This window comes from Stenotrophomonas sp. NA06056, from assembly GCF_013364355.1.
Taxonomy (GTDB): Bacteria; Pseudomonadota; Gammaproteobacteria; order Xanthomonadales; family Xanthomonadaceae; genus Stenotrophomonas.
Window position 1 is genome coordinate 838,272 of the sequence record NZ_CP054931.1, and the last position, 19,133, is coordinate 857,404.

The 19,133-nt window shown below is 65.6% G+C and carries 17 protein-coding genes; 11 read left to right on the plus strand and 6 right to left on the minus strand.

The genetic code is table 11. From position 1 onward, the window contains the following. Nucleotide 1: 1 nt before the first annotated feature. The 3 genes from HUT07_RS03700 to HUT07_RS03710 all read left to right on the plus strand — a co-directional run bounded on the left by HUT07_RS03700 (nucleotide 2) and on the right by HUT07_RS03710 (nucleotide 2,935). On the plus strand, nucleotides 2–679 hold the full coding sequence (locus tag HUT07_RS03700; RefSeq protein WP_025874286.1) for a response regulator transcription factor: 678 nt from the start codon (nucleotides 2–4) through the stop codon (nucleotides 677–679). Then, nucleotides 642–2,012, plus strand: a complete 1,371-nt coding sequence (locus tag HUT07_RS03705; RefSeq protein ID WP_176019787.1) for a HAMP domain-containing sensor histidine kinase — start codon at nucleotides 642–644, stop codon at nucleotides 2,010–2,012. Before HUT07_RS03700 ends, HUT07_RS03705 begins: the two co-directional genes overlap by 38 nt. A gap of 536 nt (nucleotides 2,013–2,548) precedes the next feature. Then, nucleotides 2,549–2,935: a hypothetical protein gene (locus tag HUT07_RS03710; protein ID WP_176019788.1), complete on the plus strand. Its 387-nt coding sequence runs from the start codon at nucleotides 2,549–2,551 to the stop codon at nucleotides 2,933–2,935. Between the two features lie 52 nt (nucleotides 2,936–2,987). On the opposite strand, the gene coaE is transcribed toward HUT07_RS03710, so the two are convergent. The 3 genes from coaE to HUT07_RS03725 are packed head-to-tail and all read right to left on the minus strand — an operon-like array spanning nucleotide 2,988 to nucleotide 5,741. Then, nucleotides 2,988–3,599 carry a dephospho-CoA kinase gene (gene coaE / locus HUT07_RS03715; protein WP_176019789.1) on the minus strand — a complete coding sequence of 204 codons (612 nt, stop codon included), beginning with the start codon at nucleotides 3,597–3,599 and terminating at the stop codon, nucleotides 2,988–2,990. Between the two features lie 11 nt (nucleotides 3,600–3,610). Continuing rightward, complete coding sequence (locus HUT07_RS03720) at nucleotides 3,611–4,474, minus strand: A24 family peptidase (RefSeq protein ID WP_176019790.1); 864 nt, start codon at nucleotides 4,472–4,474, stop codon at nucleotides 3,611–3,613. A 7-nt stretch (nucleotides 4,475–4,481) separates the two neighbouring features. After that, nucleotides 4,482–5,741 carry a type II secretion system F family protein gene (locus tag HUT07_RS03725; protein WP_176019791.1) on the minus strand — a complete coding sequence of 420 codons (1,260 nt, stop codon included), beginning with the start codon at nucleotides 5,739–5,741 and terminating at the stop codon, nucleotides 4,482–4,484. A gap of 347 nt (nucleotides 5,742–6,088) precedes the next feature. On the opposite strand from HUT07_RS03725, the gene HUT07_RS03730 reads away from it, so the two are divergent. Both HUT07_RS03730 and pilB read left to right on the plus strand, forming a co-directional pair. Continuing rightward, the gene (locus tag HUT07_RS03730) at nucleotides 6,089–6,475 is read left to right on the plus strand and encodes a prepilin-type N-terminal cleavage/methylation domain-containing protein (RefSeq protein ID WP_176019792.1); all 387 of its coding nucleotides are present in this window, start codon (nucleotides 6,089–6,091) and stop codon (nucleotides 6,473–6,475) included. Between the two features lie 132 nt (nucleotides 6,476–6,607). Further along, nucleotides 6,608–8,335 (plus strand): type IV-A pilus assembly ATPase PilB, encoded by a 1,728-nt coding sequence (gene pilB / locus HUT07_RS03735; RefSeq protein WP_176019793.1) that lies wholly within the window; start codon nucleotides 6,608–6,610, stop codon nucleotides 8,333–8,335. Between the two features lie 129 nt (nucleotides 8,336–8,464). Here the strand turns inward: pilB and HUT07_RS03740 are convergent, their stop codons facing one another. Both HUT07_RS03740 and HUT07_RS03745 read right to left on the minus strand, forming a co-directional pair. After that, complete coding sequence (locus HUT07_RS03740) at nucleotides 8,465–9,838, minus strand: sigma-54 dependent transcriptional regulator (RefSeq protein ID WP_176019794.1); 1,374 nt, start codon at nucleotides 9,836–9,838, stop codon at nucleotides 8,465–8,467. A 54-nt stretch (nucleotides 9,839–9,892) separates the two neighbouring features. Next, a complete protein-coding gene (locus tag HUT07_RS03745; protein ID WP_176019795.1) occupies nucleotides 9,893–11,506 on the minus strand; it encodes an ATP-binding protein in 1,614 nt (537 codons plus the stop codon). A 377-nt stretch (nucleotides 11,507–11,883) separates the two neighbouring features. Between HUT07_RS03745 and sucC the strand changes: the two genes are divergently transcribed. The 3 genes from sucC (at nucleotide 11,884) to HUT07_RS03760 (ending at nucleotide 15,809) form a co-directional block, all read left to right on the plus strand. Further along, nucleotides 11,884–13,053, plus strand: a complete 1,170-nt coding sequence (gene sucC, locus HUT07_RS03750; protein ID WP_025874298.1) for an ADP-forming succinate--CoA ligase subunit beta — start codon at nucleotides 11,884–11,886, stop codon at nucleotides 13,051–13,053. A gap of 21 nt (nucleotides 13,054–13,074) precedes the next feature. Next, nucleotides 13,075–13,950, plus strand: coding sequence for a succinate--CoA ligase subunit alpha (gene sucD / locus HUT07_RS03755; RefSeq protein ID WP_017356169.1), 876 nt, complete (start codon nucleotides 13,075–13,077; stop codon nucleotides 13,948–13,950). A gap of 224 nt (nucleotides 13,951–14,174) precedes the next feature. Continuing rightward, the gene (locus HUT07_RS03760) at nucleotides 14,175–15,809 is read left to right on the plus strand and encodes an NAD+ synthase (protein ID WP_176019796.1); all 1,635 of its coding nucleotides are present in this window, start codon (nucleotides 14,175–14,177) and stop codon (nucleotides 15,807–15,809) included. 135 nt (nucleotides 15,810–15,944) lie between these two features. Here HUT07_RS03760 and HUT07_RS03765 read toward each other — a convergent pair whose 3' ends face one another. After that, the gene (locus tag HUT07_RS03765) at nucleotides 15,945–16,829 is read right to left on the minus strand and encodes an outer membrane protein assembly factor BamD (protein ID WP_176019797.1); all 885 of its coding nucleotides are present in this window, start codon (nucleotides 16,827–16,829) and stop codon (nucleotides 15,945–15,947) included. Nucleotides 16,830–16,942: 113 nt separating this feature from the next. Between HUT07_RS03765 and rluD the strand changes: the two genes are divergently transcribed. The 3 genes from rluD to HUT07_RS03780 are packed head-to-tail and all read left to right on the plus strand — an operon-like array spanning nucleotide 16,943 to nucleotide 19,124. Then, nucleotides 16,943–17,932, plus strand: coding sequence for a 23S rRNA pseudouridine(1911/1915/1917) synthase RluD (rluD, locus tag HUT07_RS03770; RefSeq protein ID WP_176019798.1), 990 nt, complete (start codon nucleotides 16,943–16,945; stop codon nucleotides 17,930–17,932). Further along, on the plus strand, nucleotides 17,932–18,699 hold the full coding sequence (gene pgeF, locus HUT07_RS03775) for a peptidoglycan editing factor PgeF (RefSeq protein ID WP_176019799.1): 768 nt from the start codon (nucleotides 17,932–17,934) through the stop codon (nucleotides 18,697–18,699). Before rluD ends, pgeF begins: the two co-directional genes overlap by 1 nt. Beyond that, nucleotides 18,699–19,124 (plus strand): thiol-disulfide oxidoreductase DCC family protein, encoded by a 426-nt coding sequence (locus HUT07_RS03780; RefSeq protein WP_176019800.1) that lies wholly within the window; start codon nucleotides 18,699–18,701, stop codon nucleotides 19,122–19,124. Before pgeF ends, HUT07_RS03780 begins: the two co-directional genes overlap by 1 nt. Nucleotides 19,125–19,133: the final 9 nt, after the last annotated feature.

Here is a 19,133-nt window from a genome sequence, read left to right on the forward strand (position 1 = left end):
AGTGAGAATCCTGGTAATCGAAGACAACAGCGACATTGCGGCCAATCTGGGCGACTACCTGGAGGACCGGGGCCACACCGTGGACTTCGCTGCCGACGGAGTAACCGGGTTGCATCTGGCTGTCGTGCACGAGTTCGACGCGATTGTCCTGGATCTCAACCTGCCCGGCATGGACGGCATCGAAGTCTGCCGCAAGCTTCGCAACGAAGCGCGCAAGCAGACCCCGGTACTGATGCTGACCGCGCGCGATTCGCTGGACAACAAGCTGGCCGGCTTCGATTCCGGTGCCGACGACTACCTGATCAAGCCGTTCGCGCTGCAGGAAGTGGAAGTGCGTCTGAACGCCCTGTCGCGTCGCGGCAAGGGCGTGCAGACCCGCGTGCTGGAAACCGGCGATCTGGAATACAACCTGGACACGCTGGAAGTGCGCCGCCAGGGCAAGCTGCTGCAGCTCAATCCGACCGCACTGAAGATCCTGCAGGCGCTGATGGAAGCGGCCCCGGCCGTGGTCACCCGGCAGGAACTGGAAACCCGTGTCTGGGGCGAAGAGCTGCCGGATTCCGATTCGCTGCGCGTGCACATCCATGGCCTGCGCGCCGTGGTGGACAAGCCCTTTGAAGTGCCGATGATCCAGACCCGCCATGGCATCGGATACCGCATCGCTACGCCGGAAGCCTGATTCGGTGGCAAGCAAGGGGGAGCGTCGGCGCACGCCTTATCGGCGGCGCCTGCGCAGCCGTATCATCGTCTCGTTCGTGTTGTTGGGCTTCTGCCTGACGACACTGTTCGCGTTCGCCACCAACTGGGCCCGCATGCGGGTGGAAAACCAGCTGGTGGAAGACGTGATGAACCGCAACATCAGCGAGTACGTGCGGCGCTACTACGAAAGCCCCGACCGCAACCCCGACCTGCCCGTGCAGCAGATGCGCGCGCGCCTGATCAAGCCGGACAAGTTCGAGGCGCTGCGCGAGGAAGAGCCGGACTGGTACGAGTTCAAGGACGGCCTGTACAACATGGGCGGTGTGGACGAGCGCGGCGAGCGCTATTCCTACAAGCTGGCCGTGCGCAAGACCCCCGATGCCTGGGCGTTCCTGGCCTACGACATGACCGACAGCGTTCGCGGTGGGCAGCAGCTCAACCGCGCGCTGTTCCTGTCGGTGCTGGTGTTCAGCCTGCTGTCGCTGGTGCTGGGCTGGTGGTCGGCTTCGAAGGTGATGAAGCCGGTCTCGGACCTCGCCGCACGCCTGCGCGCGTACCGTGGTGGCACCAGCGACCCCGAACCTTTGGCGCCGCGCTTCCCCGATGACGAAGTGGGGCAGCTGGCGCAGGCGCTCGATGACTATTCCTCGCGGCTGACCGAAGTGGTGCAGCGCGACCGTGAGTTCAATGCCGACGTCAGCCACGAACTGCGCACGCCGTTGGCGGTCATCCGTGGTGCCACCGAGTTGCTGCTGACCCGCCCGGGTCTGGACGAGAAGGTGCTGCAGCGCCTGCAGCGCATCCAGCGTGCCGAGCAGCAGTGCAGCGATCTGATCGGCGCGCTGTTGCTGCTGTCGCGCAACGAACGCGGGCAGGGCAGCAGCAATGTGGCCCGTGTGGCCGAACAGCTGCTGGATGCGCATCGCGCGCAGTTGGGTGGCAAGCCACTGGAGCTGCACCTGGATGGCGAGCGCGATCTGGTCATCGACGCCCCGGAAGCCGCGTTGTCGGTGGCGCTGGGCAACCTGATCGGCAACGCCGTGAAGTATTCGCAGGATGGCGAGGTGCGCGTGCACGTGGGGGCCAATGCCGTGTCGGTGACCGACAGCGGACCGGGCCTGAGCGAGGAGGATGCCGCCAAGCTGTTCCAGCGCGGTTATCGCGGTACCCACGCCGGACACTCGCAGGGCGGCGGTATCGGCCTGTCGATCGTCAGCCGGCTTTGCGACCTGTACGGCTGGCAGGTGAGCGTGCGTCCAGGCGGCGCCCGTGGCGTGATCGCCACACTGACGTTCTCGCCGAAGCCGCTGTAATCCTCTCTGGCTTGATGCGGCGGATCGCTGGCGTCCATGGCTGTGGTGGGTGCCGACCTTGGTCGGCACGAATCCATCCGTCGCCGATATCTCCCACTCGGCGCGAAATGTCGCATGCAACGCCAATGCAGGGCTGGTGAAGGTGCGGCGCTTCTGGCCCAGCACGACAGCTGCGTGATGCACTCCGCGCACTGTGCGTGTCACACCGCACGCTTCCGCAGATCGTTGGCCCACATGGCGTTTTCGCCTCATGACCGCATTGCGCGCCGCGGGTGAGATGGCATGGCTGGGGTCATCGCCCTGGCCGGGATTGGCGTCCTGAATAAACCCGACAATTCAACAGCTCCTGATGCGCCCAGGCCATCATGGAAAATGCACCGCATGCTCTTGCTTCGGCGGGCGGTGCGTGGGGATTCACCAGAATCCGCTGGAGTCTTTTTCCTTGCTGTTGAGTTGTTGGGTCTCCGGTACGCCAACCCGCACCGTCCGCCACCTCGCATCTGCGGGTGGCCTTGCCGTCTGCGAGGAGCTTTGCCATGTCTGCACGCACCACCTATCCGAACCTGCGCCGCCTGGTCGGCGAATCCGCCGACCAGTTGCCGGCCGACATCGCCGAACGTATCGAAGACGTGCTGGCCGAGCCCAGCGATCTGCTGCCGGCGCTGCTGGCGCGCATGGATGGCCGCGACAACGCCGACGGCCAGACCCGGCAGGGCACCGGCCTTACGCCATCGCAGGCGGTAACCCTGGCCAGCCTCAGCCGCACCCTGGCCGGTCTCAATGCGCTGATCCAGATGCTGCACGCCGCCGAAGCGGCGCGGGTACAGGGCGGCGCAGGCCAGCAACTGCCCCCGGACGTAGTAGAGGGCCTGTTGCTGGCCACCCGCGAGCTGGCCCGCTACGCCCGCCAGCAACTGGAGTAGGTCCACGCCATGCGTGGATGCGTGTTCGGTCGAAGCCGGCAAACCTGCCGGCTTACCCGGCAGCCAGCTCCAGATACCGCGCGTGCAACCGCTCCACCTGCACCTGCAGGTCATCCGGCAGACCGTCATTCACCACCACATCATCGGCCAGGGCCAAGCGCTGCGCGCGGCTGGCCTGCGCGGCGATCATCTGGTCGGCCAGGGCTGCATCGATGCCGTCGCGCTGCATCAGGCGGGCATGCTGAACCGCCTCGGGGGTATCGACCAGCAGGACCCGGTCCAGCCACGGATAGGCCTGGCGGCCGCCCACTTCGGTCAACAGCGGGATTGCTGCCAGCGCATAGGGGCTGGCGGCCTGTTCGCACTGCTGCTGCATCAACCGGCGGATGGCCGGATGGGTGATCGCTTCCAGCGCCGTCCGCTCGGCCGGGTCCGCAAAGATGTGGGCGCGAAGCCGGGCACGGTCCAGGCTGCCGTCGGCCAGCAGCATGTCCGCACCGAAGCGCTCTGCAATCAGCGACAGGGCAGGGCTGCCGATGGCCACCACCGCACGCGCGGCCAAGTCGGCATCGGCCACAACAATTCCCAGCGCCTCGAAGCGCCGGGTGACCTCACTCTTGCCCGAGGCGATGCCGCCGGTCAGGCCCACCACATACTGGCTCATGGGTACTCCCCTCAGCGCAGCCCGCTCATCACCAGATACTGGTTCAGCAGGGGCTCGCCCCACATGAAGAACAGCCAGCCGGCCAGGGCCAGGTAGGGGCCGAACGGGATTGGCGTCGCCCGGTCACGGCCACGGCTGTACAGCCAGATCGAACCGATGATGGCGCCCAGTACCGACGACATCAGGATGATCGGCAGGATGCCCTTCATCCCGCACCAGGCACCCAACGCGGCGAACAGCTTGAAATCGCCGTGGCCCATGCCTTCCTTGCCGGTCAGCTGCTTGAACAGCCACCACACCGACCACAGCGACAGATAGCCCAGCAGGGCGCCCAGCAGGGCCGGTTTGGCCGGCATGTACAGGTTGTCGATGCTGCCGATCAGTCCCAGCCACATCAGGGGCAGGGTCAACTGGTCCGGTAGCAGCTGGGTGCGCAGGTCGATGCCGGACAGGGCGATCAGGAAGCAGGTCAGCACGATTGCACCGAAGCCCTGCCAGCCGAAGCCGAACTGCCATACGCAGGCCAGCACCATCACTGCGGTCAGCGCCTCCACCAGCGGGTACTGGATGGAGATCGGTGCCTTGCAGTGGCGGCACTTGCCGCCCTGGATCATCCAGCTGAACAGCGGGATGTTCTCGTACCAGCTCAGCTTGTGCTTGCAGTGCGGGCAGTGCGAAGGCTCCACCACGATGCCCGGCGGGGGCGGCTCGTAGAAGTCCGGCTCTTCCAGCACTTCACGGGCATCCCGCTTCCACTGCCACTCCAGCCGCTTGGGCAGGCGCAGGATGACGACGTTCAGGAAGCTGCCCAGAAGCAGTCCCAGGCCGGCCGCGGCGGGGTAGCCGAGGCCGGGATGCTGGTCAAGAAAAGCCATGTATGTGTTATCCGACGACGGAGGCGAGCTTGAAGATCGGCAGGTACATGCCGACGACCATGCCGCCCACGACCACACCGATGAACACCATGATCATCGGTTCGAGCAGGCTGCTCAAGGCGTCAACGGCATTGTTGACCTCCTGCTCATAATACTCGGCCACCTTGAACAGCATGGTATCCAGCGCACCGGCCTCTTCGCCGATGGATGTCATCTGTACCACCATATGCGGGAACAGGTTGGTCTGCTTCATCGCCATGTTGACTGGATAGCCGACCGACACGTCGTCGCGCATGCGCAGCACGGCCTCCTCATAGACCTTGTTGCCGGTGGCGCCGGCGACGATGCCCAGTGCCTCCACCAGCGGCACGCCGGCCTTGAAGGTCACCGCCGTGGTGCGCGAGAAGCGGGCGATGGCACTGTTGTGCATGATCTGGCCGATCACCGGCACCTTCAGGATGAAGCGGTCCATCGCATGCTGCATCGGGGGCGAACGCTTGTAGGCCATGACGAAGCCGACGATGCTGCCGATCACGATGATGGCGATCAGCCACCACCAGGACACCATGAAGCGCGAAGCGTTGACGATGATCTGTGTGAAAGCGGGCAGATCGGCGCCGAAGCTTTTGAACACGTCCTCGAACTGCGGTACCACGTAGATAAGAAGGATGGCGCTGACCAGCAGCGCCACCGCGATCACCATCGCCGGGTAGAACAGGGCCTTCTTGATCTTGCCCTTCAGCGCTTCGATGTTTTCCTTGTAGGTGGCTACGGTATCCAGCACCGTTTCCAGCACACCGGCGCCTTCACCGGCGCGCACCAGGTTGCGGTACAGCTCGTCGAACTGCACCGGGTACTTGCTGACCGACTCGTACAGCGACGAGCCGCCCTCGATGTCGGTGCGGACCCCGTCGACCATCTTCTTCATGCGCGGGTTTTTGTGTCCGCTGCCGATGATCTCCAGCGCCGACACGATCGGCACGCCGGACTTCATCATCGTGGCCATCTGCCGGCTGAAGAAGGAGATGTCCTTGGTGCCGATTGCCTTGCCGGCGGCACCGAACAGTGGCTTCGGCTTGGGCTTGACCTGGTCGGGGTTGATCCCCTGCCGGCGCAGCTCAGCGCGCAGCAGGTTGGCGTTCTTCGCCAGCTGCTCGCCTTTCATCTTCACGCCCCGCTTGTCGGTCCCCTGCCAGACAAACGGCTGCAACTCCATGGTGGCGCGGGCCACCGGTTCTTTCTTGATCGCACTGCGACTGACAGACATGTTGGCTCCCCGGCCCGCCATCCCCAGACGGGCATCTGCCGATGGTAGCGGGTTCACCGCCGTCTTGGCAGAGCCGGGAGGGGCGAGAGTGCGAATTCGTGCCGGCTGCCGGCCAAAGGTGACGCACTGCGTCACATTGCCGGGTCCATCGCAGAATGATGACTGGGGGGTTCACATCGCAGAAATTGCTGCCATCATGGGCGCGGGGAAATCCAGGGGGAGGCGTGCCGGGGTTGGCACGCAACCTGCGTTGATCCACCCGCAGGGCGCAGGACCCGCTCAGCCGGCCGATGGCCGGACCGATCCTGTGCGCTGACTCAACCACCACTTATCTTGGGGATGTAATCATGAAGAACCAGAAGGGCTTCACCCTGATCGAACTGATGATCGTTGTTGCGATCATCGCGATCCTGGCCGCCATTGCGCTGCCGCAGTACCGTAACTACACCGCCAAGGCGAAGATCACCCAGGCGATCGCGAGCGTTGCTGGCGAGAAGATCAAGGTTGCTGAAAACCACTCTTCGGAAGTGGCCAACCTGTGCCAGGGTGCGAGCAACTGCAGCGGCGCGGGCGTCCTGACCGGTGCGTCGCGTGATACCCCGGCTACCGCTGGTGTGACCCTGACCCCGACCATTCCGGCCGATGGCATCACTCAGATCACTTGGGCTTGTGTTGTGACCGCGTCCAGCGTCGCAAATTATGTCGGCGATCCCTGCGAAACCCTGACCCCGTAATTGAGACAGGGCTTTCAGGCTTCAATGCTGGAAGCAATCCCACAGATGCCCGCGAGAAATCGCGGGCATCTGCATTTGTAATGCCCGCTTCGGGCGTCTATAACCTGATCACCCCTTCCAAAGTCCGCCGCCATGAACGCAGTCACCACCGCCAATCTCGTCGGCATCACCGGCCTGGCCCGTCGCCTGGTCCAGGACGGCGCACTGGATGAAGCCGGTGCCCGCGATGCCATGGCCAAGGCCACCGCCGCCCGCCAGCCGCTGCCCACCTGGTTCGCGCAGAACAAGGTGGTCTCGCCGCCACAGCTGGCCGCAGCCAATGCGGTCGAGTTCGGCATGCCGCTGTTCGACGTGTCGGTGTTCGATGCCAGCCAGAACGCGATGAGCCTGGTCAGCGAGGAACTGCTGCGCAAGCACAACGTGCTGCCGCTGTTCAAGCGCGGCGGCAAGCTGTTCGTCGGCACCAGCAACCCGACCCACTCGCTGGACGAGATCAAGTTCCACACCAACCTGGTGGTCGAGCCGATCCTGGTCGATGAAGATCAGATCCGTCGCACGTTCGAGCAGTGGCACTCCAGCCACGACACCCTGGGCGAATCGCTCGGCGGCGATGATGAAGCGCTGGCCAATCTGGATGTGTCCGGCGGCGACGAGGACATGGCCGGCGGCGATAGCGGCATCGACGCCAAGGGCGACGATACCCCGGTGGTGAAGTTCATCAACAAGGTGTTGATCGACGCCATCCGCAAGGGCGCCTCGGACATCCACTTCGAGCCCTACGAAGACGACTACCGCGTGCGCCTGCGCATCGACGGCCTGCTGAAGATGGTCGCGCGCGCGCCGAACAAGCTCAACCAGCGTATCGCCGCGCGCCTGAAGGTGATGGCGCAGCTGGATATCGCGGAAAAGCGCGTGCCACAGGATGGCCGCATCAAGCTCAACCTCTCCAAGACCAAGCAGATCGATTTCCGCGTCAGCACACTGCCCACGCTGTTCGGCGAGAAGGTGGTGCTGCGTATCCTTGATGGCAGCGCGGCCAAGCTGGGCATCGACAAGCTGGGTTACGAGCCGGACCAGCAGAAGCTGTTCCTGGACGCGATCCACAAGCCCTACGGCATGGTGCTGGTGACCGGCCCGACTGGTTCGGGCAAGACGGTGTCGCTGTACACCGCGCTGGGCATCCTCAATGACGAGACCCGCAACATTTCCACCGCCGAAGATCCGGTGGAAATCCGTCTGCCCGGCGTCAACCAGGTACAGCAGAACAACAAGCGTGGCATGACCTTCGCGGCTGCATTGCGTTCGTTCCTGCGCCAGGATCCGGACATCATCATGGTCGGCGAAATCCGCGACCTGGAAACGGCCGAGATCGCGATCAAGGCCGCGCAGACCGGCCACATGGTGCTATCCACGCTGCATACCAACGACGCGCCGCAGACCATCGCGCGCCTGATGAACATGGGCATTGCGCCGTACAACATCACCAGCTCGGTGACGCTGGTGATTGCCCAGCGTCTGGCGCGCCGCCTGTGTTCGAACTGCAAGCAGCCGGCTGACCTGCCGGCACATGCACTGCTGGCGGAAGGCTTCACCCAGGCGCAGCTGGACGCGGGCATCCAGTTGCACGAAGCGGTGGGCTGCGATGAATGCACCGGGGGCTACAAGGGCCGTACCGGCCTGTACCAGGTGATGCCGATGACCGACGAGATCGCGACCATCGTGCTGGCGGGCGGCAATGCGCTGCAGATTGCCGAGGCGGCGCAGGCGATTGGTGTGAACGACCTGCGCCAGTCGGCGTTGAAGAAGGCGGCCGCGGGTGTAACCAGCCTCGCCGAGATCAACCGCGTCACCAAGGATTGATGCGGGATCGGCTCTACAGTAGATCCACGCCATGCGTGGATGGCCGTTACCAGTAGATCCACGCCATGCGTGGATGACGCGGCGACGGAACGCCAACCAAGGTTGGCGTCTACCAGGGCCGCTCGGCCCTTACTCCATTCCCAGCTTCTTCAGCTTGTAACGCAGCGCGCGGAAGGTGATGCCCAGCTGCGCGGCGGTACGGGTCTTGTTCCAGCGGTTTTCTTCCAGCGCACGCTGGATCGCACTGCGCTCAAGCTGCTCGATGTACGAGGGCAGGGCGGCGCTGCCAGGGTGCAGATCGACCACGGCTTCGGGATGGGCCGCACTGCCCGGTGAGCGCGGTGCATGCTGCGGCAGGCGCAGGTCGTCGGCACCGATGCGGTCTTCTTCCGCCAGCGCCAGTGCGCGTTCCAGGATGTTCTCCAGCTCGCGCACATTGCCCGGGAACCCATACTGGGCCAGTGCGTCCAGCGCCGAAGGTGCCAGCAGCGGCGTGCTGCGGCCATGGCTGCGGGCCAGCCGTGCCAGGATCGACGCGGCCAGCGCCGGCAGGTCCTGACGGCGCTCGCGCAGCGGCGGCACACGCAGCTCAATGACGTTGATGCGGTAGTACAGGTCGTGGCGGAAGCGACCGTCCTCGACCAGCTCGGCCAGATCCTTATGGGTGGCCGAAAGAATGCGCACGTCCACCGGTTCTTCGCTGGGCGCGCCCACCGCACGCACCGACTTCTCCTGGATTGCACGCAGCAGCTTCACCTGCATCTGCAACGGCAGCTCGGCCACTTCATCCAGGAACAGGGTGCCGCCGTGTGCGGCCTGGAACAGTCCTGGTTTGTCGGCATGAGCGCCGGTGAAGCTGCCCTTGCGGTGGCCGAAGAACTCGCTCTCCATCAATTCGGTGGGGATGGCGCCACAGTTCACCGGCACGAACGGCCCGGCGGCGCGTGCACCTTGCGCGTGGATGGTGCGCGCGACCAGTTCCTTGCCCACCCCGGACTCGCCCAGGATGTAGACCGGCGCCTGGCTGCGCGCGACCTTGCCGATGGTGGCGCGCAGCACGTCCATGGCTGGCGATTCACCCAGCAGGCGCGCGGCCTGTTCGGCAGCGGGCCCGGCAACCGGGCGTTCGCTGTTGTTGAGTTCCAGTGCGTGCTTGACCAGGCCGCGCAGCACGGTGATGTCCACCGGCTTGCTGACGAAATCGAAGGCACCGGCTTTCAGTGCTTCCACTGCCAGGTCCATGCTGCCGAAGGCGGTGATCATCGCCACCGGCGTGCGCGGGTAGTGCTGGGCGATCTCGCTGACCAGTTCGATGCCGTTGCCGTCGGGCAGGCGCATGTCGGTGATGCACAGGTCATAGGGATTGCTGGCCAGCAGCTCGCGGGCTTCGGCGAGGTTGGCGGCGGTGCTGATGCGCAGGCCCATGCGGCCGAGGGTCAACACCAGCAGTTCGCGGATATCGCGTTCATCGTCGACGACGAGGGCGCTGCGGGTTTCGTTCATGGGTGGGAAAGATAGCCGAGGGGGTGGAATGCGACAAATGTTTGACGGGCGGAATCAGTCCGGAAACAGCGTGTGCGGACCAGGCAGAACCAAGCGGAAGCAGGAGCCCCCGGCGGGAACGGGGATGTAATCCAGTCGTGCCTGGTTGGCCCGGCACAGCTCGCGGGCGATGTACAGCCCCAGCCCGGTGCCGTGCTCGGAGGTGGTGAAGAAGGGGCGGAACAGCTGTGCGGCGACGGTCTCGGGAATGCCGGGGCCACGGTCCATCACGTCGATCACCGCACTGCGTTCGTGCTGGGCCACGCGCAGCCGTACGCGCGCGGGCTGCTCGCCGATGCGGCCGTACTTCAGGGCGTTGTGCACCAGCACGGTCAGCACCTGGTACAGGTGGCGCGGGTCGACCTGTGCCGGCACCGAGGTGTCGTTGATGATCGGCTCGATGCTGTCGGTTTCCAGCGTCTGCCCCTGCTTGTACTCCAGTACGAAGCGGCGCACGAAGGCAGCCAGATCCACGTTTTCCGGATTGGCGCGTTCGCGCCGGGCCAGGCCGAGCACGCTCTCGACGATGCCGTTGGTACGCTGGCACTGCTGGTGGATGATCTGCAGCAGACGACGGTCGCTGTCGTTGAAGCCGGTACCTTCCTCAAGCAGCTGCACGGCGTAGTTGATGGCCGCCAGCGGGTTGCGGATCTCGTGGGCAAGGCTGGCCGAGAAACGTCCCATCGCCGACAGGGTGAGCGACTCGGCACGGCGCGAGACCACGCTGGAGTCGTCCAGGAACACCAGCACCAGGTCGCTGCCGGCCAGCAGCCGGGCAAAGCGCGGTTGCACTTCCGGCTGGTCGGGGTTGAGCTGCAGTGGCATTTCATCCTGCGCCCAGCCGTTGCGCCAGCGTTGCAGGCGGCGCGCCAGCTCGGGGGCGACGCTGGCCAGATCCAGGCGGCCGGATTCGCCGTTGCCGTCATTGTCGCCGAGCAGGATCGAGGCGGCTTCGTTGGCCAGGGTGATGCGGCTGTCGGCATCCACCACGACCACGCCGGTACGCATGCGGCGGATGATCAGTTCGTTGATCTGGAACAGGTTGGCCACTTCGTCGCCGCGCTGGTTGGCCAGCTGCTGGTTGCGGCGTGCGCGGTTGCCGACCTGGTAGCTGATGAACGCCAGCGCCAGGTAGCTGGTGGTGAACATCGCCAGCTCGGCCAGGGTACGGGTGGGATCGCCGCCTTCCAGCACCTTCCACATGTATTCGGCGGCGGTGGCGACGCTGGCGGCCAGCGCCAGCACCAGGCCCCAGCTCAGCGGCAGCAGGGTGGCGGCGGCGGCGATGTTGAACAGCAGCGACATCGAGATGCCGGCGCTGGCACCGGGCAGGGCATGCGCCAGCAGGCTGGCGGCAACGATGTCCAGCAGCACGCCGCCGACCACGATCTGCCGCAGCCAGCGCTCGTTGCGGCCGATCACCAGCCACAACAGGGACAGCAGCAGGTAGGCCGCCGCCACGGTGTAGGCCAGGCGCGGGTGATGGGCTTCGCCGCCGATCGCCGACAACGGGCTGTACAGCAGTGCGGCGATGACCGAGGCGATCAGCACCCGGTACAGGGCGAAGAAATACAGCTCTCGCCGCGGTATCGATTCGATGCGGTCGATCAATGAAGCACTGGGTGACACGCCGGAACTCCCCTTCTGGCTGCCTGGAACTGGATCATGACGGCGGTGGGCCGAACCTTCCCGACGTCCCCCGATCGTCGGATCTGTTCGCTGCCCGGTTGCCGGCACCGTGGGCTCGATTTTACGGGGTCAGTATAGGGCGCCTGTACCGGGCTGGGCTGCGCAATCGGCCGGGGCCGGCCCGGGGGCGGCGGGCCGGGCCATGCCGCAACTGCCTGAATGCCCGTGGAAATCTGGCCGGTTGCGGTCTTTTGTCCATACTTCTTTGCGCCCCGGCGCCGGCTCGGCCACAATAGTGGGCCCGCCGCGGTCCATGCCGGCGCCCCGCCGGGGCCCTGAGGAATTGCGTGCGGTCGTTCCTATTCCCACGGTGACGCATGAATTTCCACGAATACCAGTCAAAACAACTGCTTGCCGAGTACGGCATCCCGGTCCCGGCCGGCAAGGTCGCTGCGACCCCGGACGAAGCTGTTGCCGCTGCCAACTCCCTGGGCCAGGGCCCCTGGATGGTCAAGGCGCAGATCCACGCTGGCGGCCGCGGCAAGGCTGGCGGCGTCAAGTTCTGCAAGACCACCGACGACGTGAAGGCCGCTGCGGCCAAGATGCTCGGCACCAAGATGGCCACCTACCAGACCGCCGGCGTTGAACTGCCGGTCAACCTGGTGCTGGTGACCACCGCTGGCGAGATCGTCAAGGAACTGTACCTGTCGGTGCTGGTTGATCGTGGCACCAAGACCATCACCTACATCGCTTCTTCGGAAGGCGGCGTGGAGATCGAGCAGGTCGCCGCTGAAACCCCGGAGCTGATCCATTCGCTGAACGTCGACTTCGTCGAAGGCGTGCAGGGTTACCACGGTCGTGATTTCGGCTTCAAGCTGGGCCTGACCGCCAAGCAGGCCGGCCAGTTCGCCAACATCATGGTGAACCTGTACCGCCTGTTCAACGAAAAGGACCTGGCCCTGGTTGAAATCAACCCGCTGGCCATCCTCGACGACGGCAACCTGTACGCGCTGGACGGCAAGTTCGACAGCGACGACAACGCCGCGTTCCGCCAGAAGGCGCTGGTCGCCATGCGCGACAAGACCCAGGAAGATCCGACCGAAGTGATCGCTTCGGAACTGGACATCAACTACGTCACCATGGACGGCAACATCGGCTGCATGGTCAACGGCGCAGGCCTGGCCATGGCCACCATGGACGTCATCAAGCTCAACGGCGGCGAGCCGGCGAACTTCCTGGACGTGGGCGGCGGTGCCAACAAGCAGCGCGTCATCGAAGCGTTCAAGCTGATCCTGTCCTCGGACAAGGTCGAAGGCATCTTCGTCAACATCTTCGGCGGCATCGTCCGCTGCGACATGATTGCCGAAGGCATCATCGCCGCTGTGAAGGAAGTGGGCGTCAAGGTTCCGGTCGTGGTGCGTCTGGAAGGCACCAATGTGGAAGAAGGCAAGCAGCTGCTGCGTGACAGCGGCATGGCCATCATCCCGGCCGACAACATCAACGACGGTGCCAAGAAGGTCGTCGAAGCTGTCAAGAACGCCGCCTGATCCGACACCGAAGGAAATCCAATGTCAGTTTTGATCAATAAGAACACCAAGGTGATCGTGCAGGGCTTCACCGGCCAGCAGGGCACCTTCCACGCCACTCAGATGATCGAGTACGGCACCCAGGTTGTTGGCGGCGTGACCCCGGGCAAGGGTGGCACCACCCATATCGACCTGCCGGTCTTCAACACCGTTGCCGACGCCGTGCAGAGCACCGGCGCCAACGCTTCGGTCATCTACGTGCCGCCGCCGTACGCGGCTGACGCGATCCTGGAAGCCGCTGCTGCCGGCATCAAGGTCATCGTCTGCATCACCGAAGGCATCCCGGTGCTGGACATGCTGCGCGTCAAGAACGTGCTGACCCGTTCGCATCCGGACACCGTGCTGATCGGGCCGAACTGCCCGGGCGTCATCACCCCGGGTGAGTGCAAGATCGGCATCATGCCGGGCCACATCCACAAGCCGGGCAAGATCGGCATCGTGTCGCGTTCGGGCACCCTGACCTATGAAGCGGTCAAGCAGACCACCGAAGTCGGCCTGGGCCAGTCCACCTGCATCGGCATCGGTGGTGATCCGATCAACGGCCTGAACTTCGTCGACTGCCTGAAGCTGTTCAACGAAGACCCGCAGACCGAAGGCATCATCATGGTCGGTGAAATCGGCGGCGACGCTGAAGAAGCCGGTGCCGAGTACATCAAGAACCACGTGAAGAAGCCGGTCGTCGGTTTCATCGCCGGTGCGTCGGCTCCGGCTGGCAAGCGCATGGGCCACGCTGGTGCGATCGCATCGGGCGGCAAGGGCACTGCCGAAGGCAAGTTTGCTGCAATGGAAGCTGCTGGCGTCGTCACCGTGCGTTCGCCGGGCGACCTGGGTGCGGCCATCGCCAAGCTGGTGAAATAAGATCGACTGCCTCTGGCAGCCGATTCTGTAGAGCCGAGCCCACGCTCGGCTTGCTTTGGAAAAGCCGCCCTCGGGCGGCTTTTCTGCGTCTGGCGGCCGTCTGGTCGGCCCATCCACGCACGGCGTGGATCTACTGAGCCGGGGCTGTCCACGCAGTGAGCGCGCCCGGCGCGCGCATGGCCCGGCGTTACAATGTGGGCATTGCAACCACAGGCTGGATTCCCATGGCTTCGATCCGCATCGCGATGGCGCAGTTCGACTTTCCGGTCGGCGATGTCGCCGGCAACACCGAGCGCATCATCGAGATGATCGGCCAGGCGCGCGACGAATACGGCGCCGGGCTGGTGATGTTCCCCGAGCTGGCGGTCAGTGGCTATCCGCCGGAGGACCTGCTGCTGCGCCCGGGCTTCCTGTACGAGTGCGAGCAGGCGATGACCCGCATTGCCGCTGCGTGCCGTGGCATCACCGCCGTGGTCGGTTGGCCGCAGGCGGCCGGCGCGGTGGTCTACAACGCAGCCAGCGTGCTGCGCGATGGCCTGGTGGAGCAGACCTACCGCAAGCGCGAGCTGCCCAATTACGCGGTGTTCGACGAGCGCCGCTACTTCGATGTCGACCCGGACGGTGGCAGCTGCGTGTTCGAGGTCGACGGCATTCCCGTTGGCCTGCTGATCTGCGAAGACCTGTGGTTCGCCGAGCCGCTGGCCGATACGGTGCGTGCCGGTGCGCAGCTGGTGGTGGTGCCCAACGCTTCGCCGTACGAACGCGGCAAGCATGCCCAGCGCGATGCGGTGCTGGCGGCACGTACCCGCGAAAGCGGCGCGGCCATTGCCTATCTCAATGTGGTCGGTGGCCAGGATGCACTGGTGTTCGATGGTGCATCGGTGGTGGCCGATGGTGATGGCACGGTGCATCCGGCGGCGGCGGCTTTCGTCGACCAGTGGCTGGTGGTGGAGTACGACGGCGCGACGCGCCGCTTCATGCCGCACGTGTGGATGGACGACGGCGACGAGAGCATGGATGCGCTGGCCTGGCGCGCGGTGACCCGCGGCATCCAGGACTACTGCAGCAAGAACGGCTTCAGGAAGGTGTGGCTGGGGCTGTCCGGCGGCATCGACTCGGCGATCGTGCTGGCGATGGCCGTTGATGCGCTGGGTGCTGAAAACGTCACCGCAGTGCGGTTGCCGTCGCGCTATACCGCAGGCCTGTCCAACGACCTGGCCGCCGAGCAATGCCAGGCGCTGGGCGTGAAGCTGGAGGCGGTGTCGATCGAGCCGGCGTTCAAGGGGCTGATGGAATCGCTGGCACCGATGTTCGAAGGCACTGCGCCGGACGTGACCGAGGAGAACCTGCAGTCGCGCAGCCGTGGCGTGATCCTGATGGCGCTCGCCAACAAGTTCGGTGGCCTGTTGCTGACGACAGGCAACAAGAGCGAGTACTCAGTCGGTTACGCCACGATCTACGGCGACATGTGCGGTGGCTATGCGCCGTTGAAGGACCTGTACAAGACCGAGGTGTTCGGCCTGTCCAAGTGGCGCAACACCGTGGGCGGTGCGCCGGTGATCCCGCCGGCGGTGATCAGCCGACCGCCGTCGGCCGAGCTGCGTGAGAACCAGCTGGACCAGGACTCGCTGCCGGCCTATGACGTGCTGGACGGCATCCTGTACCGCTACATCGACCAGGAGCAGTCGCGCACGGAGATCGTTGCGGCCGGTTACGACGCGGCGGTGGTCGACCGTGTGCTGCGTCTGGTGCGCATCAGCGAGTGGAAGCGCCACCAGGCCGCGCCCGGGCCGAAGGTGTCGCGTCGCGCGTTCGGGCGTGAGCGCCGGTACCCGATCAGCAACGGCTTCAAGGGCTGAGGCGGGGCGCCGGGCATGGCCCGGCGCTACCAGACGACAGGGAGTGCCGGCCGTTGGCCGGCAACCCGATGCACCGTGCATCCACGCATGACGTGGATCTACCTGACAAAAAAAGGCCCCTTGCGGGGCCTCTTCTTACTTCTTTTCCAGTCGCGCGTTGCGCTGGCCGGTGGCGGCGGACTTCTCGCCGGCAAACGGGTTCAGCTTGCGGATCATCCACGGGTACTTCGGCCACTTGCCTTCCAGCCACGGGTGGTCCGGCTGGTTCAGCTGCAGGACGCGGCGGGCGTCGTCGGCCAGGGTCTTGTTGCCCAGGTGGGTGTAGGAGTCGGCCAGCACCGCCACCGCGTCGTTCTGGAACGCGCTCTGCGGGTAGGTTTCCAGCAGGTAGTTGGCGCGTCCAGCGGCCGAGACCCAGGCGCCACGGCGCATGTAGTACAGGGCGTTGTCGAGCTCGTGCTGGGCGAACAGGTCACGCAGCACCAGCATCCGCTGGCGCGCATCGGCGGCATAGCGGCTGTTGGGGTAGCGGTCGACCACGATGTTGAAGTCCGAATACGCCTGGTGCGGCGTGGACAGATCGCGGCGGCTTGCATCCAGCGACCATACGCGACGCAGGAAAACCGTACTGCGGTTGGAGTTGGCCAGGCCGCGCAGGTAGTACAGGTACGCAACGTTGCGGTGGGTCGGGTAGGTGCGGATGAAGCGGTCGATGCTGGACACCGCGTCATCGTGCTTGCCGGCCTTGTACTGGGCATAGGCCGACTCGATCATCGCCTGCTCGGTGTACGGGCCGTAGGGATACTGTGCCACCAGGCGGCGGAAGCTGGCTTCAGCGCCGCTCCAGTTGCCGCCTTGCATCAGCTTGTGGCTCTTTTCGTAGAGCTGTTCGACCGGGGTGCCTTCATCGGGGCGATCGCCCTTGGTGCCGCGGTTGCAGCCGGTGGCGACGATGACCAGCACCAGCAGAAGGGCGGTGAGGCGGACGGGCGCGGAGAGCAGGACGGAGCGTCGGATCATGGGGTCAATGCGGGACGCGGCTGGAATACGAAGGGTCGATGATAGCCTAGTGTCCTGTCCAGCGACTGAAACCGGCTCGCCGGGACCCCAAAATTTCAAAGATGCCCCCTGCCATGTCTGAACAACCCTCCGAATCGGCCCGCCAGGCCATTGTCCCCGACACCTCCGCCGGCCGTCGTTTCGACGCGGTCGTGGCCGAGCTGTTCCCCGAATACTCCCGCTCCCGCCTGACAGAGTGGATCAAGACCGGCGACGTCCTGCTGGACGGCGTACAGGCGCGCCCGCGCGAGGCACTGCGTGGCGGCGAGGTGGTCACCCTGCAGGTGATGCTGGAAACCCAGACCACCGCCGAGCCGGAAGACATCCCGTTGGACGTGCTGTTCGAGGACGAGCACCTGCTGGTGATCAACAAGCCGGTCGGTCTGGTGGTCCACCCCGGTGCCGGCAACCACAGCGGTACCCTGGTCAACGCGCTGCTGTACCGCGACCCGTCGGTGGCGGTGCTGCCGCGCGCGGGCATCGTGCATCGCCTGGACAAGGACACCAGCGGGGTGATGGTCGTGGCCCGCACGCTGGAAGCGCAGACCGCGCTGGTCGAGCAGCTGGCTGCCCGTGACGTGCACCGCCAGTACCTGGCTGTGGTGATGGGCGCGCTGGTGGCCGGTGGTACGGCAGATGCGCCGATCGACCGTCACCCACGCGACCGCCTGAAGATGGGCGTTCGCGAGGATGGCAAGGAAGCGGTGACCCATTACCGCCTGCGCGAGCGCTTCCGTGCGCATACCGCGCTGGAATGCCGCCTGGAAACCGGGCGTACCCACCAGATCCGCGTGCACATGGCGCACCTGCGTCATCCGATCGTGGGCGATCAGCTGTACGGCGGCGCGTTGAAGCTGCCCAAGGGTGCCAGCGACGAGCTGGTGGCCGCGCTGCGCGGCTTCAAGCGCCAGGCCCTGCATGCCGAGACCCTGGAATTTGTGCACCCGATCAGCGGGGAGCCGGTGCGCAACACCGCGCCGGCGCCGGCCGACATGCTGCACCTGATGAAGGTACTGCGTGAAGACAGCGCGGCCTTCGCTGAACGCGAGCGGGACCGCTGGTAATGAATACTCCGCTGCCGTTGCTGCAGGCCGATTGGCCGGCGCCCCCGGGCGTGCATGCGTTGACCACGCGCCGGCACGGCGCGGGCGTCTCGCCAGCGCCGTTCGCCCAGTTCAACCTGGGCAACCGGCATGCGGCCGATGGCGACACGCCGGCCAACGTCGAGCACAACCGGCAGGTGCTGCAGCAGGGGCTGGCACTGCCATCGGCGCCGCATTGGCTGCGCCAGGTGCACAGCAGCACCGTGCTGCGTTTCGCTGCGCCGCCGGTGGAAGGAGCCAGTGAACCGGTAGCCGATGCCGCAGTGACCTCGGTACCCGGCGTGGTGCTGGCGATCCTCACCGCGGATTGCCTGCCGGTGGTGTTCACCGCCGTCGACGGCAGCGAGGTGGGCGCTGCCCATGCCGGTTGGCGTGGCCTGGCCGACGGCATGCTGGAGGCCACTGTGGCCGCCATGCAGACGCCACCGGCACAGCTGCGCGCATGGCTGGGCCCGGCAGCGGGACCGGCCGACTACGAGATCGGCGAAGAGGTGTACCACGCCTTCGTCGGCCACGACGCGGCCGCTGCGGCGGCCTTCGTGGCCACCCGGCCAGGCCACTGGAAGGTGGACCTGTTCGCGCTGGCGCGACAGCGCCTGCAGGCTGCAGGCATGGACCTGGGCAGCATCCATGGTGGAACGGTGTCGACGATGGCGGATGCAGATCTGTATTCGCACCGTCGCGATCGCCGTACCGGTCGGATGGCGACGCTGGTGTGGATGGACTGATGCGGGGTGATCACGCTGCGGGGGCAGAACCTGGCGGCGTGATCGTCTTCGACGGCGTCTGCGCGTTGTGCAGCCGCTGGGTGCGTTTCCTGCTGCGCTTCGACCGGCGGGAGCGCTTTCGCTTCGCGGCCATGCAGGGCGCGCAGGGCAGCGCGCTGTTGCGGGCACACGGGCTGGATGCACATGACCCGACCTCGTTCCTGCTGCTGGACGCACAAGGGGCGTGGACCGATACCGATGCGATCCTGCGCGTGCTGACAGGCCTGGGCGGTGGCTGGCGTCTGGCGGCCGTGCTGCGCGTGCTGCCACGGCGCTGGCGCGATGGTGCGTACCGGGTATTGGCGCGCAACCGATACCGTTGGTTCGGGCGCCACGTTGCATGCCATCTACCCGATCCGCAGCAGGCGGCACGGTTCCTGGACTGACCGGCGCTG